A 23508-nucleotide genomic window follows, 5' to 3' on the forward strand; every position below is an offset into this window, starting at 1 on the left:
TGGCTAATTATCCCGAAGGTCCACTACGCGTTGCAGCTTTCCCGCCGACCTGGCCAGCGTCCCCTGCTCCACGAGCTCCACCGCGATCGTGACCCCGATGGTGTCCTTGACCGTCCTGGCCAGGGCGTCGGCCGAGGCGCCAGGGGCGGCCTCCACGCGTACCTTCATCACGTCGAGGCGGCCGGGCCTGCTCAGCTCGATCAGGAAGTGCGGCGACAGGCCGGGCGTGCGCAGCACGACCTCCTCGATCTGCGTGGGGAAGACGTTGACGCCGCGCAGGATGATCATGTCGTCGGTGCGTCCCCTCACCTTCTCCATCCGGCGGAAGGCGGGCATCGCCGTACCGGGGAGCAGGCGGGTCAGGTCGTGGGTGCGGTAGCGGATGACGGGCATGGCCTCCTTGGTGAGGGAGGTGAAGACCAGCTCGCCCCTGCCGTCGGCGTCCGCGTCGACGATCTCCGGGTAGAAGTGGTCCTCCCAGACGTGCAGGCCGTCCTTGGTCTCCACGCACTCCTGCGCGACGCCGGGGCCGATGACCTCCGACAGGCCGTAGATGTCCACGGCGTCGAGGCCGAAGGCGCCCTCGATCTCGGCGCGCATCTCCTCCGTCCACGGCTCGGCGCCGAAGACGCCGACCCGCAGAGAGGTCGCGCGCGGGTCGAGGCCCTGGGCCTCGAACTCCTCCAGCAGCGCCAGCATGTACGAGGGCGTCACCATGATGACGTCGGGACGGAAGTCGGTGATGAGCTGCACCTGGCGGGGCGTCATGCCGCCGGAGACCGGCACCACCGTGCAGCCGAGCCGCTCGGCGCCGTAGTGTGCGCCCAGCCCGCCGGTGAACAGCCCGTAGCCGTAGGCGACGTGGACGATGTCGCCGGGCCTGCCGCCCGCCGCCCTCAGCGACCTGGCCATGACCTCGGCCCAGGTGTCGATGTCGCGCCTGGTGTAGCCCACCACGGTCGGCTTGCCCGTCGTGCCGCTGGAGGCGTGGACGCGCACCACCTGCTCGCGTGGCACCGCGAACATGCCGAACGGGTAGCACGAGCGCAGGTCGTCCTTGGTGGTGAAGGGGAACTTCGCCAGGTCGCCCAGCTCCTTGCAGTCGTCGGGGCGCACTCCTGCCGCGTCGAACTTCTCCCTGTACAGCGCCACGTTGCGGTAGGCGTGATCGAGGGTCCACCGGAGCCGCTCGAGTTGCAGCGCGGCGAGCTCGTCCGACGAGATCATGAGCCCTCCTCCTTCAAGGCGCGGCTGCGTCCGCGGAACTCCGCGACCACCCTTCCATCCTCGCCCCGCACCGTGATGTCGTAGATCCCGTTCCGCCCGAAAAGCGTCCGCTCCAGCGCCGTCGCGGTCAGCGTCTCGCCCGCCCGCGCGGCGGAGACGAAGGAGATCTCGGCGCCCGCCGCCACCGTGACGGGCCCGTGGGTGTTGCAGGCGCACGCGAAGGTCGTGTCGGCCAGCAGGAAGACGTAGCCGCCGTGGCAGAGGGCGTGCCCGTTGATCATCCGCTCGGTCACGGCCATCTTGCAGACCGCCTGTCCCGGAGCCAGGCTGACCAGCTCGATCCCCAGTACGGCCGAGGCCACGTCGGCCGCCATCATCCGACGTGCGGACTCCACGGATGTCTCCCTTGTCAGCTGACCGAATGTTCGGTAAACACATCATCGTCCGCAGGTCCTGTCAAGGGAGGCGCAGACCATGTTCGACCAGCACGGTGAGACGCTCACAAGGGCCATGAAGGCCATCGCCGAGCGGGGTTACTGGAGCGCCTATCCCGAGTCGCCGAGCCCCAGGGTGTACGGCGAGGGCGCGGCCGAGCGTGGCAAAGAGGCGTTCGAGTCCTACCTCGGCAAGCCGTTCCCGCTGGAGCAGCAGGGCACCGGGCTGTGGATCGGGGTCGAGCGCTCGCCGTACGGGATGGACCTGGGTGTGACCTATCCCGAGCCCTCGCCCGAGCAGCTCGTCGACCTGGCGGGGGCGGCGATGCCGGCGTGGCGCGACGCGGGACCGCAGGAGAGGGCGCAGGTCTGCGCCGAGATCCTGCACCGGATCAACCAGCGCAGCTTCGAGATCGCCAACGCCGTCCAGCACACCACGGGCCAGGCCTTCGTCATGGCCTTCCAGGCCGGAGGGCCCCACGCGCAGGACCGCGGGCTCGAGGCCGTCGCCTACGGGCTGGCCGCCATGACCGCCGCCCGGTCCCACGCGCGGTGGGAGAAGCCCGCCAAGGGCGACCCGCTGGTCATGGACAAGACGTTCACGGTCGTGCCGCGCGGCGTCGGCCTGGTCATCGGCTGCAACACCTTCCCCACGTGGAACGCCTACCCCGGCCTGTTCGCCTCGCTGGTCACCGGCAACCCCGTCATCGTCAAGCCGCACTCTGGCGCGATCCTGCCCCTGGCCATCACCGTGGCCATCGCCCGCGAGGTGCTGGAGGAGGCGGGCTTCGACCCCAACCTGGTCACGCTCGCCGCCGAGGAGGGCCAGGGCCTGGCCGGGCAGCTCGCCACCCACCCCGACGTGCGGATCGTCGACTTCACCGGCTCCACCGAGTACGGCGACTGGCTGGAACGCAACGCCACCCAGGCGCTCGTGCACACCGAGAAGGCGGGAGTCAACACGATCGTCGTCGACTCCACCGACTCCTACAAGGGCATGCTCGGCAACATCGCCTTCTCCCTGTCGCTCTACAGCGGCCAGATGTGCACGGCGCCGCAGAACATCCTCATCCCCTCCGGCGGCATCCAGACCGACGCGGGGCACAAGAGCCTCGCCGAGGTCGCCGCAGACCTCGCCGCCGCCGTGTCGCGGCTGCTCGGCGACGACGCCAGGGCGGTCGAGCTCACCGGGGCGATCGTCAACGCGGGCGTGCTGGCCAGAGTCGAGGCCGCGCCCTCGCTGGGCGAGGTCGTGCTGGAGTCCAGGAGCGTGACGCACCCGTCCTTCCCCGGTGCCACCGTGCGCACGCCGGTGATCGTCAAGCTCTCCCAGGCCGACGAGGAGACCTACGGGCGCGAGCACTTCGGCCCTGTCGCGTTCGTCATCGCCACAGGCTCCACGGAGGAGTCGCTGGCGGTGCTGCGGCGGACGATCTCGGCGCGCGGCGCGCTGACCGCCTCGGTCTACTCCACCTCATCGCAGGTGCTGGACGCGGCCGAGCGGGCGGCGATCGACGCGGGGGTGAACCTGTCGTGCAACCTGACGGGCGGGGTGTTCGTCAACCAGTCGGCGGCCTTCAGCGACTACCACGGCACGGGGGCCAACCCTGCCGCCACCGCCTCGCTCACCGATCCCGGGTTCGTGGCGGGCAGGTTCTTCGTCGTCCAGTCGCGCCGCCACGCCTGACATGACCGTGCGGGTCGCGGTGATCGGCGGCGGGCGCATGGGCGCCGGCATCGCCCAGGTCTTCCTCGCCACGGGCGCGCGGGTGACCGTACAGGAGGCCGACGACGCCGCGGCGGCCGCGGCCGTGGAGCGGATCGCCAGGGGGCTGCGGACGGCCGAGTCCAGGCAGCAGGACGTGCGCGCCGACGAGGCGCTGCGGCGGCTGTCCCTCGGGCCCGTGCCCGAGGCGGCCGACCTGGTGATCGAGGCGGTGCCCGAGGACCCGAAGCTCAAGGTCGAGGTCCTGGCCGCGGCCGAGGCGCGGATCGGGCCCAGGGCGCTGCTGGCCACCAACACCAGCTCGCTGTCCATCACCGAGCTGTCGGCCGGCCTGGACGGCCCGCACCGGCTGATCGGCCTGCACTTCTTCAACCCGGTGCCCGTCCAGCGCCTCGTCGAGATCGTCGTCACCCCGCACACCCCGCCCGGCGTGCTCGCCGCGGCCAGGCGGCACGTCGAGGCGCTGGGCAAGACGGGCGTGGTGGTCAACGACTCGCCCGGGTTCGCCACCAGCCGCCTCGGCGTGCTCCTCGGCCTCGAGGCCATCCGCATGGTCGAGGAGGGCGTCGCCAGCGCCGAGGACATCGACACCGCCATGACCCTCGGATACAGCCACCCGATGGGCCCGCTGAGGCTGGGCGACCTGGTCGGTCTCGACGTGCGGCTGGCCATCGCCGAATACCTGCACGCCAGGCTCGGCCCCCGCTTCGAGCCGCCCGCGCTGCTGCGCGAGATGGTGGCCAGGGGTGAGCTGGGCCGTAAGACGGGCAAGGGGTTCTACGCCTGGGACAACTGACCGATTTGTGTTTCTTTGTGTGAATCCGGGGTACATGTCAACGGCATTGTCGACATCCCGGGAGGATATGCGTGGCCGGCCGTAGCTCGTTTCTGATCGTCGCCAACCGATTGCCGGTGGACAGAACGGTCGAACCCGACGGCACGGCCTCGTGGCGGAGGAGCCCCGGCGGGCTCGTCACCGCGATCGCGCCCGTCATGCAGCGCCGCCAGGGCGCGTGGCTCGGCTGGCACGGCGCGGCGGACGAGAAGCTGGAGCCGTTCGAACAGGACGGCATGAACCTCATCCCGGTCCCGCTGTCGGCCGAGGAGATCGAGCTCTACTACGAGGGCTTCTCCAACGCCACCCTCTGGCCCCTCTATCACGACGTGGTCGCCCCGCCCGTCTTCGAACGCCGCATGTGGGACGCCTACCGCAAGGTCAACGAACGCTTCGCCGAGGCCGCCGCCGAAGCCGCCGAAGAGGGCGCGGTCGTCTGGGTGCAGGACTACCAGCTCCAGCTCGTGCCCGCCATGCTCCGCCGGCGCCGCCCCGACCTGCGCATCGGCTTCTTCCTGCACATCCCGTTCCCGCCCGTCGAGCTGTACTGGCGACTGCCGTGGCGCACCGAGCTCCTGGAGGGCCTGCTCGGCGCCGACCTGGTCGGCTTCCAGCTGCCCGGAGGCGCCTCCAACTTCATCAGGCTCTGCCGCCGCCTGCTCGGGCTGTCCTACAAGAGCAACGAGGTCTACGCCGGCGACCGCGTCGTCACCGCGCAGGCCTTCCCCATCTCGGTCGACTTCTCCGAACTCGACGTCATGGTGCGCGAGCCGCACATCGTGCAGCGCGCCAAGGAGATCCGCGCCGACCTCGGCGACCCCGAGCACGTCCTGCTCGGCGTCGACAGGCTCGACTACACCAAGGGCATCGGCCAGCGCCTCGAGGCCTTCGGCGAGCTGCTGGACGAGGGCAGGCTGAGCCCCGGCGAGGCGGTTTTCGTGCAGATCGCCACGCCCAGCAGGGAGCGGGTCGACGAGTACCGCAGGCTGCGCGACGACATCGAGTTGCAGGTGGGCAGGATCAACGGCGAGCACTCCGCGCTCGGCGCCCAGCCGATCCAGTACTTCCACCAGTCGCACGACCGCGAGGAGCTGGCCGCCCTCTACCTGGCGGCCGACGTGATGGTCGTGACGCCGCTGCGCGACGGGATGAACCTGGTCGCCAAGGAGTACGTCTCCTGCCATCACGACCTGCGAGGGGCGCTCGTGCTGAGCGAGTTCGCCGGGGCCGCCGACGAGCTGCGGCAGGCCTACCTGGTCAACCCCTACGACGTCGAGGGACTCAAGCGAACGATGATGACCGCCATGCGGGCCACGCCGCACGAGGTGGCCCGGCGGATGCGTGCTCTGCGCCGCCGGGTGTCTACCTACGACGTGGACCGCTGGGCGAGCGAGTTCCTCACTGCGTTGGAGTCTTGAGCGCCTTCCATGCGAGGTAGCGCTTCTTCGCGGTCTTGTTCACCACGATCTGGGCCACCTGCATGCCCACGCCCATCACCACCGCGTAGCCGATCGCCTCGGCCATGCCGACCTCGTCGGAATCGGTGTCGAGGGGCGGTTCCTTGCCGGTGGCCTTCACCCACACGTAACCGAGCACCTTCTTGGCCGCCCAGGCGGTGGCCAGACCCACCAGGCCGCCGATCACCCGCCAGGCGATGTCCGGCTTCTCCTCTGTCTTCATGTGTGCAACCCTATTCGTCTTCGACGCGTACCATTTGGAGGCATGACTCAGCGATCACACCATCCGCTCATGCCTGAGAAGCCCACTCTCGACGGCCTGGAGCAGGTATGGGTAGAGCGCTGGGAGTCCGAGGGCGTCTACCGCTTCGACAGGTCGAAGACGCGGGAGCAGATCTACTCGATCGACACCCCTCCGCCGACCGTCTCCGGCTCGCTGCACGTCGGCCACGTCTTCTCCTTCACCCACACCGACACCATCGCCCGGTACCAGCGGATGCGCGGGCGCGAGGTCTTCTACCCCATGGGCTGGGACGATAACGGCCTGCCGACCGAGCGCAGGGTGCAGAACCACTTCGGCGTGCGCGGCGACGCCTCCGTCCCGTACGACCCGTCGTTCCAGCCGCCCGACAAGCCCGGCAAGCAGCAGGTCAGCATCTCCAGGCGCAACTTCATCGAGCTGTGCGAGCGGCTCACGATCGAGGACGAGAAGGCCTTCGAGCAGCTGTGGCGGCGGCTCGGTCTGTCGGTCGACTGGAGCCTGACCTACGCCACCATCGACGGCGCCTCGCGTGCCGCCTCCCAGCGCGCCTTCCTGCGCAACCTGGCGCGCGGCGAGGCCTACCAGGCCGAGGCTCCGACGCTGTGGGACATCACCTTCCGCACCGCCGTCGCCCAGGCGGAGCTGGAGGACAGGGAGTGGCCAGGGGCCTTCCACCGGATCTCCTTCTACGGTGACCAGGGCCCCGTCTGGATCGAGACGACCAGGCCCGAGCTGATCCCCGCCTGCGTCGCCCTCGTCGCCCACCCCGACGACGAGCGCTACAAGCCGTTGTTCGGCACCTGCGCCCTGTCGCCGCTGTTCGGCGCCGAGGTGCCGATCCTCGCCCACCACCTGGCCGAGCCCGACAAGGGTTCGGGCATCGCGATGATCTGCACGTTCGGCGACATCACCGACGTCACCTGGTGGCGCGAGCTCAACCTGCCGACCAGGCCCGTCATCGGATGGGACGGCAGGTTGCTGCCCGAGCCGCCCGACGGCGTCGAGGCCGAGCCGTACAAGGAGCTGGCGGGCAAGACCGTCCACAGCGCCCGCGAGCGGATCGTGGAGATGCTGCACGAGTCGGGCGACCTCGACGGCGATCCGCGCCCGGTCAAGCGTCCGGTGAAGTTCTACGAGAAGGGCGACAAGCCCCTCGAGATCGTCACCACCCGCCAGTGGTACATCCGCAACGGCGGGCGCGACGCCGAGCTGCGCGAGCGGCTGCTGGCCAGGGGAGCCGAGCTGGTCTGGCACCCGCCGCACATGCGGGTCCGCTACGACAACTGGGTCAAGGGCCTGGCGGGCGACTGGCTCATCTCCCGCCAGCGCTTCTTCGGCGTGCCGTTCCCCGTCTGGTACGACGTCGACACCGGCGCGCTGATCCTGCCCACGGACGACATGCTGCCCGTCGACCCCTCCTCCGACGTTCCGCCCGGCTACACCGAGGAGCAGCGGGGAGTGGCGGGCGGCTTCGTCGGCGACACCGACGTCATGGACACCTGGGCCACCTCGTCGCTGTCACCCGAGATCGTGGGCGGCTGGGAGCGCGACCCCGACCTGTTCGAGCGGGTGTTCCCGATGGACCTGCGGCCGCAGGCGCACGAGATCATCCGCACCTGGCTGTTCTCCACGGTGGTCCGCGCCCACCAGGAGTTCGACTCGCTGCCGTTCACGAACGTCGCGATCTCGGGCTGGATCCTCGACCCCGACCGCAAGAAGATGTCGAAGTCCAAGGGCAACGTCACCACGCCCATGTCCATGCTGGAGGAGTACGGCTCCGACGCCGTGCGCTACTGGGCGGCGGGCGGCCGTCCCGGCACCGACACCGCCTTCGACACCGGCCAGATGAAGATCGGCCGCCGCCTGGCCATCAAGATCCTCAACGCGTCGAAGTTCGTGCTCGGCTTCCCCGAGGGCGAGCGGGTCACCGAGCCGCTCGACCTGTCGATGCTGGCGGCGCTGTCGCAGGCGGTGCGGGAGGCCACCGACGCCTTCGAGGGCTACGACTACGCGCGGGCGCTGGAGGTGGCCGAGCGCTTCTTCTGGTCCTTCTGCGACGACTACCTCGAGCTGGTCAAGGCCCGTGCCTACGACGACGACGCGGCCGCCTCCTCCGCGCACGCCGCGCTCAGGCAGGCGCTCGACGTGCAGCTCCGGCTGTTCGCGCCGTTCCTGCCGTTCGTCACCGAAGAGGTGTGGTCGTGGTGGCGCGAGGGGTCGGTCCACCGCGCCGCCTGGCCGGAGGCGGAGGCGGGTGGGGGCGACCCCGCGCTGCTGGCGCTGGTGTCGGAGGTGCTGCGGCAGGTCCGCAAGGCCAAGTCCGAGGCGAAGGTGTCGATGCGCGCCGAGATCGCCAGGCTCACCGTCCACGCCCCTCAGGCCGGACTGGTCCGTCAGGGTGCCGACGACCTGTGCGGCTCCGGCAACGTCGACGAATTCGTGCTGGAGGCGGGCGAGGAGCTGACCGTCGCCGTCGAGCTCGCCTGAGTTCTGCGGATTTGTGGGGGTACGGCCCATGCCCGTGCCCCCCGATCTTTCGTCCACGGCGATATCCGCGCGCGTTCGCGTCGGCGGCATGACAGTCTTGAACATGTGTTCTCCGACCGCCCAACCCAGCTGGTACCGCCCGTCGTGGCCAAGATGGCCGCATGGAGCGCGTGCCTGATCGTCGTCGGCGTGGTCGTCTACGTCTTCGCCTCGATCGTCGCCAAGCTCAGCTTCGTGGCGCTGCCGGTGGCGATCGCGCTGCTGCTGACCGCATTGCTCTACCCGCTCAGCAGCAGGCTGACCGACGCCGGCCTGCGGCCCATCTACGCCGCCTGGATCACCCTGCTGGTCGCGCTCGCCGTCCTGGCCGGAGCGGGCTGGCTCATCGGCGCCAGGGCGAGCGCCGAGTTCCCGACCGTGGTCGAGCAGGTGCAGCAGTCGATAAACGAGCTGCGCGACTGGCTGGTGACGGGGCCCATCCACCTCGACACCAAGCAGCTCGACGACTGGGTCAAGACCATCACCAACCAGCTGCAGACCTCGCAGGCCGCCATCACCAACACCGTGCTGACCGCAGGGCAGGTCGCCATCGAGGTGCTGGCCTCGATGGTGCTCATGCTCTTCGTGACGTTCTTCCTGCTCAAGGACGGCGACAGGATCTGGTCCTGGTTCCTCAAGGGCTTCGGCGGGATGTCCTCCCGCGTCGACAGGGCCGGCAGGGTGGCCTGGACGACGGTCTCCCACTACGTGCAGGGCACGGTCGCCGTCGCGGCCGTCCACGGCCTGGTCATGGGCATCGTGCTGGCGGGGCTCGGCGTGCCGCTCTGGGCACCGCTGGCCATCCTCATCTTCCTGGCCAGCTTCATCCCCATCGTCGGCATCTTCATCGCCGGCACGGTCGCCACGCTCGTCACCCTCGGCACGACCAGCCCGCTCAAGGCGCTGATCTTCCTGGCGGTGCTCATCGTCGAGCAGCAGCTAGAGAACCACGTGCTGCAGCCGCTCATCGTGGGCAGGGCGCTCAACTTCCACCCTCTCGCGATCATCATCGTGCTGGCCGTGGGCGGCATCCTCGGCGGCATCGCGGGGGCGGCCGTGGCCGTACCCGTCGCGGCGGTCATCTACCGGGCCCTGCCCGAGCTCCGGCACGAAGCGCCGGCTTTGCCACCGGCTGATGCGCCACCACCGCCGCAGGTTCCCGCGAAGAGCGAATCCGAGCAGCCCAAGGGGTAGTCTCATCCCTCATGACGCGTACGTTGGGGTGTAGCGAGGAGACCGCATGACCGTAGAGGTGCTCATCCACCGCCTCGACCCCGACCTGCCGGTGCCGAGCTACGCGCATGCCGGCGACGCAGGGGCCGATCTGGTCGCCGCGGCGGACGTCGAGCTGATGCCGGGCGAGCGCGCGCTGGTCGGCACCGGGGTGGCGATCGCGCTGCCCGACGGTTACGCCGCCTTCGTGCACCCGCGCTCGGGTCTGGCCGCCAAGCACGGCGTCACGCTCGTCAACGCTCCAGGCACCGTCGACGCGGGCTACCGGGGCGAGATCAAGGTGACGCTGCTCAACACCGACACCAAGGAGGCGGTCCGGCTGCGCCGCGGCGACCGCATCGCCCAGCTGGTCGTCCAGCGGGTCGAGCGGGCCGCCTTCTACGAGGTGGACCGGCTGCCCGGCTCCGTGCGCGGGGCCGACGGCTTCGGTTCCACAGGTAGATGAGGGAGTGATCGACAGTGTTCCGACGTCGCAAGCGTGAGCAGCCCGAGCAGCAAGTCGTGGAGGCGGCCGTCCAGCGGCAGGCGCGCGAGTCGGGCCCGTGGGACGCCGACGAGCCGCACCCCCAAGGTGATCGCGTCGACCTCGGCGGCATGCGCATCAGTGTCAGCGAAGGCTTCGACGTGCAGATCGCCGTCGCGGGCGACCAGCCGATCGGCGTGGTCGTCATCCACGACGACAGCGCCCTGCAACTGCACGCCTTCGCCGCGCCCAAGCGGGGCGGCCTGTGGGACGAGGTCAGGACCAAGCTGGTCGCCAGCGTGAAGGAGGCGGGCGGCACGGTCGAGGTGACCGAAGGCCCGTTCGGCCCCGAACTGGCCGGCAACATCCCGGCGGAGGGCGGCACCCAGGCGGTCCGTTACCTGGGCGTCGACGGCCCGCGCTGGTTCCTGCGCGCGGTCATCAGCGGCAAGGCCGCTCTCGACTCCGCCGTGGCCGAGCCGCTCGAAGCCGTCATCCGCGACGTGGTCGTGGTGCGCGGCGAGGAGCCGATGGCCCCCGAGGAGCCCATCCTGCTGCGCATTCCCGGAGAGCGGCAAGCCGTACCCGCCCCGCCTGAGGCCGGTCAGAACCCGTTCAGAAGAGGGCCGGAAATCACCGAGACCCGCTGACCGCCTCATCGCATAAGCTGAGTCATCATGACTAGTACGGCAGAGCCCCCCAAACGCGGGGGATTGCGCGGGTTCTTCAGCAGACTGGCCTCCACGCAGGCCGAGCTGGAGGCCGAAGAGCTGCGTGAAGACGCCGACCAGGCGGGCGCCACGCCGATCGTCTCCTGCGGTGGCAGGCGACGCTTCTGCGTGGCGGGTACGCTACGTACGGTGACGCTGCGTCCGCGGGGCGGCGCCCCCGCGCTCGAAGCCGAGCTGTACGACGGCTCCGACGTGATCGACCTGGTGTGGCTGGGCCGACGCAAGATCGCGGGCATCGAACCAGGCCGCATCGTCAAAGCCGAGGGCCTGGTCAGCATGCAAGACGGGCGCAAGGTGATGTTCAACCCGCGCTACGAACTGCGCCCAGGCGCCTGACAGGGAGCGATCGATCACGTGACAGAGCAGGCCACGGCCCACGACACCGTCGAGTCCGCCATCAGGGCGCAGCTGTCCAAAGCGCTCGGCGGCATCCGCGGCATCGTCGAGGCCGCGGTGCCGACCATCGCCTTCACGGTGTCATGGCTGGTGACCGAGCAGCTGAACCTGTCGCTCATCATCAGCGCCTCCCTCGCCGCCGTGCTGCTGGTGGTGCGCCTCGCGCAGCGCTCCACCCCGCAGTTCGTGATCAACAGCTTGATCGGCATCGGCATCGGCTGGTTCTTCGCCTCCCGCACCGGTGACGCGCGCGACGTCTACCTGCCCGGCATCCTCTACAACTCCGGATACGCCGCGGCCATGCTCATCTCCATCGCGGCCAGATGGCCGGTCGTCGGCTTCCTCATCGGCTCGGTCACGGGCGATCCCACCGCCTGGCACAAGGACGCCGGAATCGTGAAGCTGTGCACCAGGCTGACGTGGCTGCTCATGCTGCCGTGCGTGGTGCGGGTGGCGGTCCAGCTGCCGATCTACCTGTTCGGCGGCGGCGACGAGGCGATCGCGGCGCTCGGCATCGCGAAGGTGCTCATGGGGTGGCCGCTGCAGGTCGCGAGCCTGGCCGCGATGGCCTGGCTCCTCAGCCGCGGCCGCACCCCGATCCAGGCCGCCGCCGCGTGACCCCGCCGAACAGAATTCTTTCTGTTCGGCGCCGACTTTCTTTTCTGTACGGCGCAGCACGATAGAGGCCACCGGGGTCACCGGTGGCCTGCTGTCATTCACGCCACTCCAGCGCCGCCGCTGACCCGCCGTCACGTCGGGATCGTCAGGCGGGTTCTTCGGTAAACCCCCGCCCGCGTCCGCCGGGACGACGCACCCCGCTCCGCCTGCTTTGGACCCGAGTGGGCGGTCGGTCGGTTCACCGCCTCCCGGGTCTGCGGGCCGGGGGGTGGTCGGGCCATCACGTTTTTTTGCCGCCTCGGTGGGCCTGGGTGGAAGGTCGGGGCGGCGTCTCTTCGGGTGGTGCAGGGGCGAGTTTCTGGCCGCGCCCGGCTGCGAGGGTGTTCGGGATCGGGGCATCGCGTGCGAGTGTTGACATGAAGGATGTGGGGTGACATGTGAGGGTAGGGGCGAAGCGTGGGTGAGCCCTCCGAACAGCGGCTGGTCGGCGGCAGGTACCTGCTGTCGGACGAGCTGGGACGTGGCGGGATGGGCGCGGTGTGGCGGGCCCACGACCAGGTACTCGACAGGCCCGTCGCGCTCAAGCAGGTGCTGGTGCCTGGCTGGATGGGCGAGAAGGACAGGGAGCGCGCCTTCGAGCGGGTGCTGCGCGAGGCCAGGGCCGCGGCCCGGCTGCGCCACCCCTATGTGATCACCATTCACGACGTGGTCATGGACAAGGGTCACCCCTGGATCGTCATGGAGCTGTTGCCCGCCTCGTCCCTGGCGCAGGTGCTGGAGCGGACCGGCCCGCTGTCCGAGCAGGTCGCGGCCGACATCGGGCTCAAGGTGCTCGAAGCGCTCAGGACCGCCCACGCCGCGGGGATCATGCACAGGGACGTGAAGCCGGCCAACGTCCTCCTCCTCGACGACGGGGGAGTGGTGCTGACCGACTTCGGCATCGCGCACGTCGCCGACTCCCCGACGCTCACCGCGACCGGGATGCTGATGGGGTCGCCCGCCTACATGGCGCCCGAGCGGCTCGAAGGCGCGCCCGCCGGCGAGGCCAGCGATCTGTGGGCGCTGGGGGCGACGCTGTACACGGCGGTTGAGGGCGTCCCGCCGTACCCGATGGAGAGTCCTGTCGCGATCCTTGCGGCCATCCTCATGCGGGAGCCGCGGCCGATGCGGCTCGCGGAACGGCTGGAGGGGGTCGTGCAGGGGCTCCTGCGCAAGGATCCTGAGGAGCGGTTGTCACACGAGTCCGTGGCCGCGGCTCTGGGCAGGGTGGCGGGTCGGCCGCAGGAGGAGACGCGCAGGAGGGCGGGGTCGCGGGCGCTGGCGGCGCTGGTACGCGACCACCGGGCCGACGCTTCCTCAGGACCCGACCCCGATGCCCCCACCGACCCCGGCCCCGTCCGCCCCGCCGCACCCCCAGAACCGGGTGCGTTCGCCGGATCCGCCCCAGCCGCTTCACCCACCGACCCTTCCGCGTCCGTTTCGCCCGTCGGCCGTTCGTCCGATGCGCCCGCCTCTGCATCGCCCATCGACCCGTCGTCCGTCGACCCGTCGTCCGTCGCCCCTTTGTCCGGTGCGCCCGTCGGCTCTTCGTCTACGACGCCCGTGTCCGCTTCGCCCGCCGCGGGTTCGCCCCCCGCCGGTTCGCCCGCCTCCGCTTCATCCGGTGCGGCTGAGGGTCGGTCGTCTGGCGCGCCCGCGAAGGCGCCGGATTCTCCGGGTGATGTGCCACCGCCGCCGCCTCAACCCGGGGCCGGTGAGTCTCGGGGGCCGGGTGGCTATGCGGGAGGCGGCCCGCTGGTGGAGTCGCGGGGACCTCGGGGTGGTGGCTTTCGTGGGACGGGCGGCTCTGAGGGGAGTGGCCTGGCGGAGCGGCAGGTCGTACCCGGCGGGCGGCGGGTGGCGCGGGTGCTCAGGGGCGCGGCTGTCTTCGCGGCGGTCGCGGGGGTAGTCGCCTATGCGGTGCCCGGGGCGGCCAGGTGGGTGGGCGTCGAGGTGCCCACTGTCGGGGCGGGCACCGCGCTGCTGATCCTGTTCGCCGCCTTCGCGCTGCTGGCCGCCGTCCTGCCGAGACCGCTGCTGCCCGAAGGCGGCACGGCGGCGACCGTCACCAGGGCGCTGCCGTTCGTCGCGTTCGCCGGCTACCTGGGCGGATACCAGACCGGCGCCGGATCCCATGTGACCATGGCCATGGCCTACGGGCTCCTGTGCGCGTGGACGGCCGTCACGGCCGTGCGCACGTGGCAGCGGTCCAGAACCGCCGCCGCCGTCGCGGCAGCCGCGGTGACCGGCTTCGCGGCGCTGGCCGTGATGCACCTCTGGATCGACCTCGCCGGTCCGAGCGGCCTCACGACTGTGATCCTCGCGGTCCTGAACGAGGCGTCGGCCGCCGTCTGGGCGCTGGCCACCGTATGGGGGTGGTGGGCGGCCGGCCGTACCGGCTAGTGGGGGGACAGGAGCTGGGCCAGCTCGTCCTCCACCTCCTGGCTGGCGACGAACATCAGCTCGTCGCCCGCCTCCAGCGGGTCGTCGGCCGAGGGCACCAGCACCCGCCCCTCGCGCAGGATCGCCACCAGCGCCGAGTCGACGGGCCAAGGCACCGAGCCCGCGCGCTGGCCGACGACGGGCGCGTCCTCGGGCAGTGTGAGCTCGACCAGGTTGGCCTGGCCCTGGCGGAAGGTCATCAGGCGGACCAGGTCGCCGACGCTGACCGCCTCCTCGACCAGCGCCGACAGCAGGCGAGGGGTGGAGACCGCGACGTCGACGCCCCACGACTCGTTGAACAGCCACTCGTTGTTGGGGTGGTTGATGCGGGCGACCACACGCGGCACGCCGTACTCCGTCTTGGCCAGCAGGGAGACCACGAGGTTGACCTTGTCGTCGCCGGTGGAGGCGACCACGACGTGGCAGTTGTTGAGCCCCGCCTCGTCGAGGGAGGAGATCTCGCAGGCGTCGGCGAGCAGCCACTCGGCGCGCGGCACCGCGTCGATCTTGATTGCCTTCGGGTCGCTGTCGATCAGCAGGATCTCGTGGCCGTTCTCCAGGAGCTCGGCGGCGATGGAACGGCCGACCGCGCCCGCGCCTGCGATGGCGATGCGCATCAGTGGTCCCCTTCCGGTGCGGCGGCCAGCACCTTGTTGATCCGGTCCATGTCGTTCTCGGCGGCGATGACGTGGAGGATGTCGCCCTCCTGCACCACCGTGTCGGACTTGGTGACCAGGGTCTCGCCCATGCGGTTGATGAAGGCGACCCTGGCGCCGACGACCTCCTCCAGCGCGGTGACCTTGGTGCCGATCCACGTGGGGTTGGTGGCGACCTCGGCCAGCACGACCGTGCCCGTGGGGTCGCGCCACAACGGCTCGGCGCCCTCGGGCAGGATGCGGCGCAGGATCTGGTCGGCCGTCCACCGTACGGTGGCCACCGTGGGGATGCCGAGCCGCTGGTAGACCTCCGCACGCCGGGAGTCGTAGATGCGCGCCACGACGTTGTCGACGCCGAAGGTCTCGCGCGCGACCCGCGCGGAGATGATGTTGGAGTTGTCGCCGCTGCTGACGGCCACGTAGGCGGTCGCGGACTCGATGCCCGCCTCCTGCAGCACGTCGCGATCGAAGCCGACCCCGGTGACCCTGCGGCCCCTGAATCCGGCCCTCAGCCGCCTGAACGCCTGCGGATCGCGGTCGATGATCGCGACCGAATGGCCGTTGTCCTCAAGGATGTGGGCGATGGTCGACCCGACCCGCCCGCACCCCATGATCACGATATGCATGTGCTCCCCACGGGTTGCCTTGTCCTCAGTATGGCGCGCACAGGGAGCGCCGTGTCGGTGGGGATGGCAAGGAGGACTAGCATCTTCAGACGTGGCGAAGGTGACAGATCTTGTCAAGCGTCTCCTGGTGGGACGCGCACTCCGTAGTGGGCAGCTTCACGAGCAATTGCTACCAAAGCGGGTCGCGCTGCCCGTTTTCGCGAGTGACGCGCTCTCCTCCGTGGCGTACGCGCCGCAGGAGATCCTTGTCATCCTGTCCCTCGCGGGCGTCTCCTTCTACCACTACAGCCCATGGGTGGCCATGGCCGTCGTCGTGGTGATGCTGACCGTGGTCGCTTCCTACCGGCAGAACGTCCACGCCTATCCCAGCGGCGGCGGCGACTACGAGGTGGCCACCGTCAACCTCGGCAAGAACGCGGGGCTCACCGTCGCCAGCGCGCTCATGGTCGACTACGTGCTCACCGTGGCCGTCTCGGTCGCCAACGGTGTCGACTACGTGGGCGCCACCGTCCCGTTCGTGGCCGAGCACAAGCCGACCGTCGCCATCATCATCGTCGTGCTGCTCACGATCGTGAACCTGCGCGGCATCCGCGAGTCAGGCGTCGCCTTCGCCATCCCCACCTACGCTTTCATGATCGCGGTGCTCGGCCTGGTCACCTGGGGCGGCTTCCGGCTGCTGATCCTCGGCGACGAGCTCAAGGCGCCCACCGCGGGATTCCAGGTCGTGGCCGAGCAGACCAACCTGACCGCCTTCGCGGCGGCGTTCCTCGTGCTGCGCGCGTTCTCCTCCGGCTGCGCCGCGCTGACCGGTGTCGAGGCCATCAGCAACGGCGTGCCTGCCTTCCGAAAACCCAAGAGCAAGAACGCGGCCACCACGCTGCTCATGATGGGCCTGGTGGCCGTCACGATGTTCTCCGGCATCATCGCCATCGGCCTGGCCTCCGGCGTCACCGTCGCCGAACCCGAGCACGTCGCGGTGGACCTGCTGCGGCCCGACGGCACCCCCGTCGGGCCCGACTACTACCAGCAGCCGATCATCTCCCAGGTGGCCGACGCGGTCTTCGGCAGCGGCTCGCTGATGTTCGTCATCATCTCGGCGGTCACCGCGCTCATCCTGTTCCTGGCCGCCAACACCGCCTTCAACGGCTTCCCCGTGCTCGGCTCGATCCTCGCCCAGGACCGCTACCTGCCGCGCCAGCTCCACACCCGCGGCGACCGCCTGGCCTTCTCCAACGGCATCGTCATCCTGGCGCTGGGCGCCTGCCTGCTGCTGTGGGGGTTCCAGGCAGACGTCAGCCGCCTGCTGAACCTCTACATCGTCGGCGTCTTCGTCTCCTTCACCCTCAGCCAGACCGGCATGGTCATCCACTGGACCCGCCATCTGAAGACCGAGACCGACCAGCGCGTCCGCTTCCAGATGCAGCGCTCCAGGGTCATCAACTTCTTCGGCGGCGTCATGACGGCGCTGGTGCTGGTGGTCGTGCTGCTGACCAAGTTCCTGGTCGGCGCGTGGATCGTGTGCCTGGCGATGCCGATCCTGTTCCTGATGATGAAGGGCATCCGGCACCACTACGACAACGTCGCCGCCGAGCTGGCCGTCACCGAGGAACTCGACGAGACCATGCTGCCCGCTCGCAACCACGCGATCGTGCTCGTCTCCAAGATCCACAAGCCCACGCTGCGGGCCCTGGCCTACGCCCGCGCCACCAGGCCCTCCACCATCGAGGCGGTCACCGTCGGCGTCGAAGGCGAGGAGGCCGCCGCACTCCAGGAGGAGTGGGAGCGCAGGGGGATCCCCGTGCCGCTCAAGATGCTGGACTCGCCGTACAGGGAGATCACCCAGCCCATCCTCGACTACGTCAAGACGCTGCGCCGCCGCTCTCCGCGCGACGTCGTCACCGTCTTCATCCCCGAGTACGTCGTCGGCCACTGGTGGGAGCACCTGCTCCACAACCAGAGCGCGCTGCGCCTCAAGGCGCGGCTGCTGTTCAAGCCCGGCGTGATGGTGACCAGCGTGCCGTGGCAGCTCCACTCCTCCGACCGGCTGCGTGCCCGCCGCGAGGCGTTCGCGCCCGGCGCGGTCCGCCGGCCCTCGCACGAGGCCAGGGGCGACGACGACAAGGCCAAGGCATGAGTAGTCTGGGCAGGTGGAACTTGAAGTAGGGCCGGTGGCCCACGGTGGCTGGTGTGTGGCGCGGCACGAAGGGCGCGTCGTCTTCGTACGGCACGCGCTGCCAGGTGAGCGCGTCATCGCGGAGGTCACCGAGGAGACGACCCGCTTCCTGCGCGCCGACGCCGTCCAGATCCTCGAACCCTCGCCCGACAGGGTGACGCCGCCGTGCCCCTACGCGGGCCCCGGCAAGTGCGGCGGCTGCGACTGGCAGCACGCCAGCGTGGAGGCTCAGCGCGCGCTCAAGGCCGACGTCGTGGCCGAGCAGCTGCGCAGGCTGGCGGGCATCACCCGAGAGGTGCTGGTCGAAGAGGTGCCGGGCGCCAAGGACGGGCTCGGCTGGCGCACCCGCGTCCAGTTCGCCGCCGACCGCGACGGAAGGCTCGGCTTCCGCAGGCACCGCTCCCACGACATCGAACCCGTCGACGCCTGCCTCATCGCCCACCCCGAGATCGAGGCCGTCGGCGTGGAGTCGCGCACCTGGCAGGGATCCTCGGGCGTCGAGGTCATCGCCTCCTCCGCCGGCGACCACGCCGTCGTCATCGCCCCCAAACCGCGCCGCTCCGTCGCCGTGCCGTCCCTCGACGCGCCCGCCTCCATCCTCGTCAACCAGGGCAAGGGCCGTACCGAGCCCCGGCACGGCTCCGGCATGCTGCACGAGCGGGTCGGCGACCGCGAGTTCCAGGTGACGGGCAGCGGCTTCTGGCAGGTCCACCCCGGCGCCGCCGAAACCCTCCTCGACGCCGTCCTCAGCTACGCCGCCCCCGAGCCGGGCGAATGGGCGCTCGACCTCTACTGCGGCGTCGGCCTGTTCGCCGCGGGCCTGGCCGAGGCGGTCGGGCCCTCCGGCGCGGTGTTCGGCGTGGAGAGCGAGGCGGCCGCCGTCCGGGACGCCCGCCTCAACCTGCGCGACCTGCCGTGGGCGCAGGTGGAGCGCGGCCGGGTGGAGGACGCGCTGGACCGCTTCGAGATCGAACGCGCCGACCTGGTCGTCGTCGACCCGCCGCGCTCCGGGCTCGGGCGTGAGGTGGTGGAGCGCGTCGCCTCTCTGGAGGCGGCCCGGGTGGTGTACGTGTCGTGCGACCCGGCTACGTTGGCGCGGGATCTGCAGTGGTTCGGGGAGCTGGGGTACGGCTTGGCGGACTTGCGAGCCTTCGACGCCTTCCCGATGACGCACCACGTGGAGTGCGTCGCGCTGCTGGTCAGCTGATTTTGTGTCGCGCTGACCAGCAGAAACGCAACAGATGATGCGCACGTATGACCAGGGACGCGCGCAGAGCGAGACGTTCTTCGGCTTCCCGCAGCGCGAGCTCGACATGTACACCAGCCAGGTGCTCACCGCCGTTCGGGCGAGGCGTGGGACGCGCAGCAGAAAGCGCTGGACGCCTGCCCCGTCGACGACGTGATGGACCGGCCGCTGATCCTGTCGACCGGGCCCGCCTTCTCGTCGGCCAGGGCGAGGCGCGCGAGTCAGCCCAGGTCGCTGGTGACGCGGTGACGAGCCTGACCTGGCGATGCGGATTCCGCTGCTGATGAGCCGCGCCCGCCAGGTCGGTGCGCTGCTGGCGCAGGCTGACGCGGACTACGCCGAGGACGACCTCGACGATGCCGACGTGGTCGATGCGTGAGATGGAGTCGGTGCCGTCCCAGTCGAAGAACACGACGTTGCCGGACTGGCGGGCCCAGTGCCTGATTGCCGCCGTTCGCCGCGCCGTCTCGCGCTACGGGGTACCCGTCTACTTGTGAGACTCCGGCCGTCATGGGATCCCACCCCCGTGGCGGCCGTTGCTGCCGGTGACGCTCACGAGCTGATCTCTGCAAGCCAGATGAAAGGGACCAATAACCAGATTCAAGTACAAAGCACATAAATCACCCCAGTGAAAGGAGCTAGGTCTCGGATCGTCGGTGCAGAAGGGCAGGTCGGCTGCCCACGCGCGACCGACATATTCGCGGCTCTCATGACCTACATGACCACCCAGGACCTGGGCAAAAGTCCAGCATGGCTCCGTCCACGCGACGACCGGTAACGGGCGTCGGTTCACCGCTGCCGCGGTGCTGGCGCTCGTCCTGGCCTCCGGCGCGGTGGCCGCGAACGCCGGCGCTGCCGACGCCGCCGTGGCCCAGCCTCGGCAGCCGTCGCCGGCGATCAGCAGGAACCACAACGAGACCGTGCTGGTCCCCAGCTGACCACACTGAACGGAGAACAGATATGTCCGCACACGACCACCAGCCAGGGGCTCAGACCGGACGGCGGCTCACCGCTGGGCTGCTCACGCTCCTGCTTGCCGCCGGCGCAGCAGCGGCCACCGCCGGCGCAGCCGACGCCGCCGCGGCGAAGCCCAAGCCTGACAGGTCGGACAGGCTGAGTCTCAACCACAACGAGACCGTCCTGCTCCACGCCTGGACGCGCTGACACCGATGGAAACCGAGCAGGACCTGGTTCAAGCCCTCACCGAAGCCGCGCGACTCAGGAGTGAAGGGAACTATTCCGCCGCGCTGGAGCACGCCGTCCAGGCGCGCCTGTTGCTGACCGAAAGCGGTACGGCAACCGAAGCCGACACGGCCGAGGCGCTGGCCGGGGTCCTGCTCATGGAAGGCGGCTTGCGCCGGCACCTCGGTGACCTGGCGCAAGCCGCTAGAACGCTGAACGAGGCGCTCACCCTGAGCGAGCAGGGAGGTGCCACCACCGAGGGTGTCCGGCTGAGGTTGGCCATCCAGGGCGAACTCGCCGCCGTCCACCGCACCGGCGGCGACTACGAGCAAGCCGAACGTCTCCTGCGCTCGGCCATCGCCCGCGCCAAGCAGCTCCCGACACCGGCGCCGCCCGAACTGGCCAACCTGCTCAACGAGCTGGCCGTCACCTGCAAACATACCGGCCACTTCACCGAGGCCGAACAGCTCTACCACCAGGTCCTCGCACTCCTGGAGCGGGCGCTGAGCTCGTACCGTCTCGACCTGGCAGCCGTCCACCACAACCTCGGCGGGCTCGCCCACGCCAGAGGCGACTTCGCCGCCGCCGAACCGCATGCCCGCCGTTCGCTGGCGTTGAGCGAGCACGCCCTCGGCGCCGATCACCCCGTGACCGCCGCCGACCGCGCCGCCCTGGCCGCGATCCTGGACGCCCTCGGTCGGCACGACGAAGCGGAGACACTATTGCTGCAGGCGCTGGAGGTCTTCACCCGCGTCTACGGTGACGACCACTACGAAATCGCGGGCACCTGCAACAACCTGGCCGCGATCGCCTACCGGCGCGGCGAACTGGCCAGGGCCGAGCAGCTGTACCGGCGCTCCTTGGCCATCAAGGAACAGACGCTCGGCACTCTGCATCCCGAACTGGCGCCGACGCTCAACAACCTGGCGCTGCTCAAAGAAGATCAGGGGGACCGGCCAGAGGCCGCGGCGCTCTACCAGCGCGCCCTGGCGATCTTGGAGGGCTCGGTCTCACCTGACCACCCCGTGCTCGCCGCCTGCCGCGCCAACCACGCCGCGCTCCTAGGCGCGCAGCGCGGTCAGCGCCCAGTCTGGCCGGGCGGGGGGTAAAGGGGGTCGGGGGCCGTTCCTCGGGTGAACGGTCCCGGGGGCGGTTATAGGGAAGGTCATGCGATGCCCCAGAATGTCGCTCTTTGTGGCCCGGGTGTGCTCCTCGGGGCCGTTCGCCCAGGTTGGCGCCGCGATCCGCGCCTAGCGTTGAGACAGTACGCCGCCAACTCATGGTGACGCCCGAGCGAGGAACCGAGACTAATGAAACACATCGCGCTGGGCGGACTGGACGTCTCCCGCATCGGCCTCGGTGCCATGACGATGTCCGCCTACTACACCGGCGCCAACAGCGACGAAGCCGAGGCGATCCGCACCATCCACCGGGCGCTGGATCTGGGTGTGACGTTCCTGGACACCGCCGAGATCTACGGGCCCTACCTCAACGAGGAACTCGTCGGCAAGGCGCTCAAGGATCGTCGCGACGAGGTCGTCCTTGCCACGAAGTTCGGCCTGGTCTCGCATGAGGGCGGCGGGCCCGGCGTCCTGGACAGCAGCCCCGCGAACATCCGGATCGCGGCCGAGGGCTCGCTGAAGCGGCTCGGCACCGACCACATCGATCTGTACTACCAGCACAGGGTCGACCCGAACACGCCCATCGAGGACACCGTCGGAGCCCTTTCCGAGCTGGTCGAGGCCGGCAAGGTCCGCCACATCGGCCTGTCGGAGGCGGGCGTGGAGACGATCCGCCGCGCCCATGCCGTGCATCCGATCACCGCGCTGCAGACGGAGTACTCGCTGTGGACGCGTGACCCCGAGGCGGCATTGCTCCCGGCGCTGCGCGAGCTCGGCATCGGCTTCGTGGCGTACTCGCCGCTGGGCCGCGGCTTCCTGACCGGCTCGATCCGATCGACGGACCAGTTCGCCGCCGACGACTTCCGGAGGGACAACCCGCGGTTCACCGAGGGGAACTTCGAGCGGAACCTCCGCATCGTCGACGAGGTGGAGGCCGTAGCCCAGGAGGCGGGGGTCACGCCCGCGCAGGTGGCGCTGGCCTGGCTGCTGTCCAAGGGCGACGACATCGCGCCCATCCCCGGCACGAAGAGGGTGTCGCGGTTGGAGGAGAACGCAGCGGCGGACGCCGTCCGGCTGACGCCGGCGCAGATGGAGCGGCTCGACGCGATCACCCCGCCCGTGGGCGGCCGGTACCAGGACGAGCAGATGCGCGCGGTCGAGGACTAGCCCGGGATCGGGGGGCGGCCGGTGGGCGGCGCCCCCGGCCCATGCGTGGCGGGCATGGCAGCTGTGCGGGATGGTCGTTTGTCGGCCGCGGCCCCGGCCGCCTACCGTTGCCGGCATGAGCAAGATCGCATTGGTGACGGGCGCGAACCAGGGACTGGGCTTCGCCCTTGCAGAGGGACTGGCCCGGCGGCTCGGCCCCGGCGACGTCGTCTACCTCACCGGACGTGACGCGGGCAGGGTGGCGGAGGCGAAGGAACGGGTGTCGGGCGCGAAGGCCGAGGTCCGGGCGCGCCTGCTGGACGTCGGCGACGCGGACGCGGTGGCGGCCTTCGCGCGGGAGCTGCGGGACCGGCACGGGGGCGTGGACATCGTCTTCTCCAACCACTACCTGCGTACGGTGCCGCAGGACGTGCCGGCCGAGGTGATCGACGCCTACGTGGACGTCAACAACCTCGGCACGACGCGGATGACGCGCGCGTTCCTGCCCGTCCTGCGCCAGGGAGGCCGGTTCGTCGTCGTCTCGAGTTCCCTCGGCCGCCTGCGCGAGCTGCCCGAGGAGCTGCGGCCGCGCTTCGACGAGGCGGAGACTCCGGAGCAGATCGACGCGATCATGCTGGCGTGGCGCGACGCCGTACGGGAGGGGCGGGCGGAACAGGAGGGCTGGCCCGCGTTCATCAACATTCCGTCGAAGGTGGGGCAGGTGGCGGCGGTGCGGGCCGTCGCGCGGCGGCGGCGCGCCGAGGACCTGGCGCACGACCGGCTGGTCGTCGCGGTCTGCCCTGGCATGATCGACACCGCCTCGTCGCGGCCGTGGTTCGACATGACGGGGGCGCAGACGCCGGAGCAGGCGGCCGTCGCGCTCCTCGACCTGGCGTTGGAGCCGGGCTTCGACCCGGCGTTCTACGGCGAGCTGGTGCGTTTCGGCAAGGTGCTCTCCTGGCCGTGAGG

At 70.2% G+C, this 23508-nt stretch carries 23 protein-coding genes; 18 read left to right on the forward strand and 5 right to left on the reverse strand.

What is annotated here, in order from left to right; translation table 11 throughout:
- Positions 1–3: 3 nt before the first annotated feature.
- Complete coding sequence (paaK, locus tag AB0B45_RS06045) at positions 4–1227, reverse strand: phenylacetate--CoA ligase PaaK (RefSeq protein WP_358126020.1); 1224 nt, start codon at positions 1225–1227, stop codon at positions 4–6.
- Positions 1224–1604, reverse strand: a complete 381-nt coding sequence (paaI, locus tag AB0B45_RS06050; protein ID WP_358126270.1) for a hydroxyphenylacetyl-CoA thioesterase PaaI — start codon at positions 1602–1604, stop codon at positions 1224–1226. The genes paaK and paaI overlap by 4 nt, the downstream gene beginning before the upstream one ends.
- A gap of 97 nt (positions 1605–1701) precedes the next feature.
- Between paaI and paaN the strand changes: the two genes are divergently transcribed.
- The 3 genes from paaN to AB0B45_RS06065 all read left to right on the forward strand — a co-directional run bounded on the left by paaN (position 1702) and on the right by AB0B45_RS06065 (position 5640).
- A complete protein-coding gene (paaN, locus tag AB0B45_RS06055; RefSeq protein WP_358126023.1) occupies positions 1702–3348 on the forward strand; it encodes a phenylacetic acid degradation protein PaaN in 1647 nt (548 codons plus the stop codon).
- Position 3349: 1 nt separating this feature from the next.
- Positions 3350–4183 carry a 3-hydroxyacyl-CoA dehydrogenase family protein gene (locus tag AB0B45_RS06060; protein ID WP_358126027.1) on the forward strand — a complete coding sequence of 278 codons (834 nt, stop codon included), beginning with the start codon at positions 3350–3352 and terminating at the stop codon, positions 4181–4183.
- A 71-nt stretch (positions 4184–4254) separates the two neighbouring features.
- On the forward strand, positions 4255–5640 hold the full coding sequence (locus tag AB0B45_RS06065; RefSeq protein WP_358126030.1) for a trehalose-6-phosphate synthase: 1386 nt from the start codon (positions 4255–4257) through the stop codon (positions 5638–5640).
- On the opposite strand, the gene AB0B45_RS06070 is transcribed toward AB0B45_RS06065, so the two are convergent.
- The gene (locus AB0B45_RS06070; RefSeq protein WP_358126033.1) at positions 5621–5902 is read right to left on the reverse strand and encodes a DUF4235 domain-containing protein; all 282 of its coding nucleotides are present in this window, start codon (positions 5900–5902) and stop codon (positions 5621–5623) included. The two genes, AB0B45_RS06065 and AB0B45_RS06070, sit on opposite strands and share 20 nt — an antisense overlap.
- Positions 5903–5971: 69 nt before the next feature.
- On the opposite strand from AB0B45_RS06070, the gene valS reads away from it, so the two are divergent.
- The 7 genes from valS (at position 5972) to AB0B45_RS06105 (ending at position 14350) form a co-directional block, all read left to right on the forward strand.
- The gene (valS, locus tag AB0B45_RS06075) at positions 5972–8428 is read left to right on the forward strand and encodes a valine--tRNA ligase (protein ID WP_358126036.1); all 2457 of its coding nucleotides are present in this window, start codon (positions 5972–5974) and stop codon (positions 8426–8428) included.
- Positions 8429–8533: 105 nt separating this feature from the next.
- The gene (locus tag AB0B45_RS06080) at positions 8534–9661 is read left to right on the forward strand and encodes an AI-2E family transporter (RefSeq protein WP_358126040.1); all 1128 of its coding nucleotides are present in this window, start codon (positions 8534–8536) and stop codon (positions 9659–9661) included.
- Positions 9662–9707: 46 nt separating this feature from the next.
- Entirely contained in the window at positions 9708–10145 is a 438-nt protein-coding gene (dut, locus tag AB0B45_RS06085) for a dUTP diphosphatase (protein ID WP_358126043.1), read from the forward strand.
- A 14-nt stretch (positions 10146–10159) separates the two neighbouring features.
- Positions 10160–10813: a DUF3710 domain-containing protein gene (locus tag AB0B45_RS06090; RefSeq protein WP_358126046.1), complete on the forward strand. Its 654-nt coding sequence runs from the start codon at positions 10160–10162 to the stop codon at positions 10811–10813.
- A 27-nt stretch (positions 10814–10840) separates the two neighbouring features.
- Positions 10841–11230, forward strand: a complete 390-nt coding sequence (locus AB0B45_RS06095) for an OB-fold nucleic acid binding domain-containing protein (RefSeq protein ID WP_358126048.1) — start codon at positions 10841–10843, stop codon at positions 11228–11230.
- Positions 11231–11248: 18 nt separating this feature from the next.
- Positions 11249–11908: a DUF3159 domain-containing protein gene (locus AB0B45_RS06100; protein WP_358126050.1), complete on the forward strand. Its 660-nt coding sequence runs from the start codon at positions 11249–11251 to the stop codon at positions 11906–11908.
- Between the two features lie 456 nt (positions 11909–12364).
- Positions 12365–14350: a protein kinase gene (locus AB0B45_RS06105; protein ID WP_358126053.1), complete on the forward strand. Its 1986-nt coding sequence runs from the start codon at positions 12365–12367 to the stop codon at positions 14348–14350.
- On the opposite strand, the gene AB0B45_RS06110 is transcribed toward AB0B45_RS06105, so the two are convergent.
- Together AB0B45_RS06110 and AB0B45_RS06115 are read right to left on the reverse strand one after the other, a co-directional pair.
- Positions 14347–15006: a TrkA family potassium uptake protein gene (locus AB0B45_RS06110; RefSeq protein WP_358126056.1), complete on the reverse strand. Its 660-nt coding sequence runs from the start codon at positions 15004–15006 to the stop codon at positions 14347–14349. The genes AB0B45_RS06105 and AB0B45_RS06110 overlap by 4 nt on opposite strands.
- A complete protein-coding gene (locus tag AB0B45_RS06115; RefSeq protein ID WP_358126059.1) occupies positions 15006–15671 on the reverse strand; it encodes a TrkA family potassium uptake protein in 666 nt (221 codons plus the stop codon). The genes AB0B45_RS06110 and AB0B45_RS06115 overlap by 1 nt, the downstream gene beginning before the upstream one ends.
- 91 nt (positions 15672–15762) lie before the next feature.
- Here AB0B45_RS06115 and AB0B45_RS06120 point away from each other — a divergent pair, with 91 nt between their 5' ends.
- The 8 genes from AB0B45_RS06120 to AB0B45_RS06155 all read left to right on the forward strand — a co-directional run bounded on the left by AB0B45_RS06120 (position 15763) and on the right by AB0B45_RS06155 (position 23506).
- Positions 15763–17805 (forward strand): APC family permease, encoded by a 2043-nt coding sequence (locus tag AB0B45_RS06120; protein ID WP_358126062.1) that lies wholly within the window; start codon positions 15763–15765, stop codon positions 17803–17805.
- A 13-nt stretch (positions 17806–17818) separates the two neighbouring features.
- Positions 17819–19051, forward strand: a complete 1233-nt coding sequence (locus tag AB0B45_RS06125) for a class I SAM-dependent RNA methyltransferase (protein ID WP_358126064.1) — start codon at positions 17819–17821, stop codon at positions 19049–19051.
- A 34-nt stretch (positions 19052–19085) separates the two neighbouring features.
- Complete coding sequence (locus tag AB0B45_RS06130; RefSeq protein WP_358126066.1) at positions 19086–19247, forward strand: hypothetical protein; 162 nt, start codon at positions 19086–19088, stop codon at positions 19245–19247.
- 646 nt (positions 19248–19893) lie between these two features.
- Positions 19894–20028 carry a hypothetical protein gene (locus AB0B45_RS06135; protein WP_358126069.1) on the forward strand — a complete coding sequence of 45 codons (135 nt, stop codon included), beginning with the start codon at positions 19894–19896 and terminating at the stop codon, positions 20026–20028.
- A gap of 22 nt (positions 20029–20050) precedes the next feature.
- Positions 20051–20254: a hypothetical protein gene (locus AB0B45_RS06140; RefSeq protein ID WP_358126072.1), complete on the forward strand. Its 204-nt coding sequence runs from the start codon at positions 20051–20053 to the stop codon at positions 20252–20254.
- A 5-nt stretch (positions 20255–20259) separates the two neighbouring features.
- Positions 20260–21381: a tetratricopeptide repeat protein gene (locus AB0B45_RS06145; RefSeq protein WP_358126075.1), complete on the forward strand. Its 1122-nt coding sequence runs from the start codon at positions 20260–20262 to the stop codon at positions 21379–21381.
- Positions 21382–21582: 201 nt separating this feature from the next.
- Entirely contained in the window at positions 21583–22560 is a 978-nt protein-coding gene (locus AB0B45_RS06150; RefSeq protein ID WP_358126078.1) for an aldo/keto reductase, read from the forward strand.
- Between the two features lie 115 nt (positions 22561–22675).
- Positions 22676–23506, forward strand: coding sequence for an SDR family NAD(P)-dependent oxidoreductase (locus tag AB0B45_RS06155; protein ID WP_358126080.1), 831 nt, complete (start codon positions 22676–22678; stop codon positions 23504–23506).
- The last annotated feature ends 2 nt before the right edge of the window (positions 23507–23508 follow it).

It is taken from the genome of Nonomuraea sp. NPDC049152, from assembly GCF_040648355.1.
Taxonomy (GTDB): Bacteria; Actinomycetota; Actinomycetes; order Streptosporangiales; family Streptosporangiaceae; genus Nonomuraea.

Excerpts from the sequence above, each read along its gene's own strand:
- dut (WP_358126043.1), top strand. The coding sequence starts at position 9,708 with ATGACCGTAGAGGTGCTCATCCACCGCCTCGACCCCGACCTGCCGGTG.
- AB0B45_RS06130 (WP_358126066.1), top strand. The coding sequence starts at position 19,086 with ATGATGCGCACGTATGACCAGGGACGCGCGCAGAGCGAGACGTTCTTC.
- paaK (WP_358126020.1), bottom strand. The coding sequence starts at position 1,227 with ATGATCTCGTCGGACGAGCTCGCCGCGCTGCAACTCGAGCGGCTCCGG.
- paaI (WP_358126270.1), bottom strand. The coding sequence starts at position 1,604 with ATGATGGCGGCCGACGTGGCCTCGGCCGTACTGGGGATCGAGCTGGTC.
- AB0B45_RS06150 (WP_358126078.1), top strand. The coding sequence starts at position 21,583 with ATGAAACACATCGCGCTGGGCGGACTGGACGTCTCCCGCATCGGCCTC.
- AB0B45_RS06095 (WP_358126048.1), top strand. The coding sequence starts at position 10,841 with ATGACTAGTACGGCAGAGCCCCCCAAACGCGGGGGATTGCGCGGGTTC.
- AB0B45_RS06140 (WP_358126072.1), top strand. The coding sequence starts at position 20,051 with ATGTCCGCACACGACCACCAGCCAGGGGCTCAGACCGGACGGCGGCTC.
- valS (WP_358126036.1), top strand. The coding sequence starts at position 5,972 with ATGCCTGAGAAGCCCACTCTCGACGGCCTGGAGCAGGTATGGGTAGAG.
- AB0B45_RS06110 (WP_358126056.1), bottom strand. The coding sequence starts at position 15,006 with ATGCGCATCGCCATCGCAGGCGCGGGCGCGGTCGGCCGTTCCATCGCC.
- AB0B45_RS06145 (WP_358126075.1), top strand. The coding sequence starts at position 20,260 with ATGGAAACCGAGCAGGACCTGGTTCAAGCCCTCACCGAAGCCGCGCGA.
- AB0B45_RS06155 (WP_358126080.1), top strand. The coding sequence starts at position 22,676 with ATGAGCAAGATCGCATTGGTGACGGGCGCGAACCAGGGACTGGGCTTC.
- AB0B45_RS06070 (WP_358126033.1), bottom strand. The coding sequence starts at position 5,902 with ATGAAGACAGAGGAGAAGCCGGACATCGCCTGGCGGGTGATCGGCGGC.
- paaN (WP_358126023.1), top strand. The coding sequence starts at position 1,702 with ATGTTCGACCAGCACGGTGAGACGCTCACAAGGGCCATGAAGGCCATC.
- AB0B45_RS06060 (WP_358126027.1), top strand. The coding sequence starts at position 3,350 with ATGACCGTGCGGGTCGCGGTGATCGGCGGCGGGCGCATGGGCGCCGGC.
- AB0B45_RS06115 (WP_358126059.1), bottom strand. The coding sequence starts at position 15,671 with ATGCATATCGTGATCATGGGGTGCGGGCGGGTCGGGTCGACCATCGCC.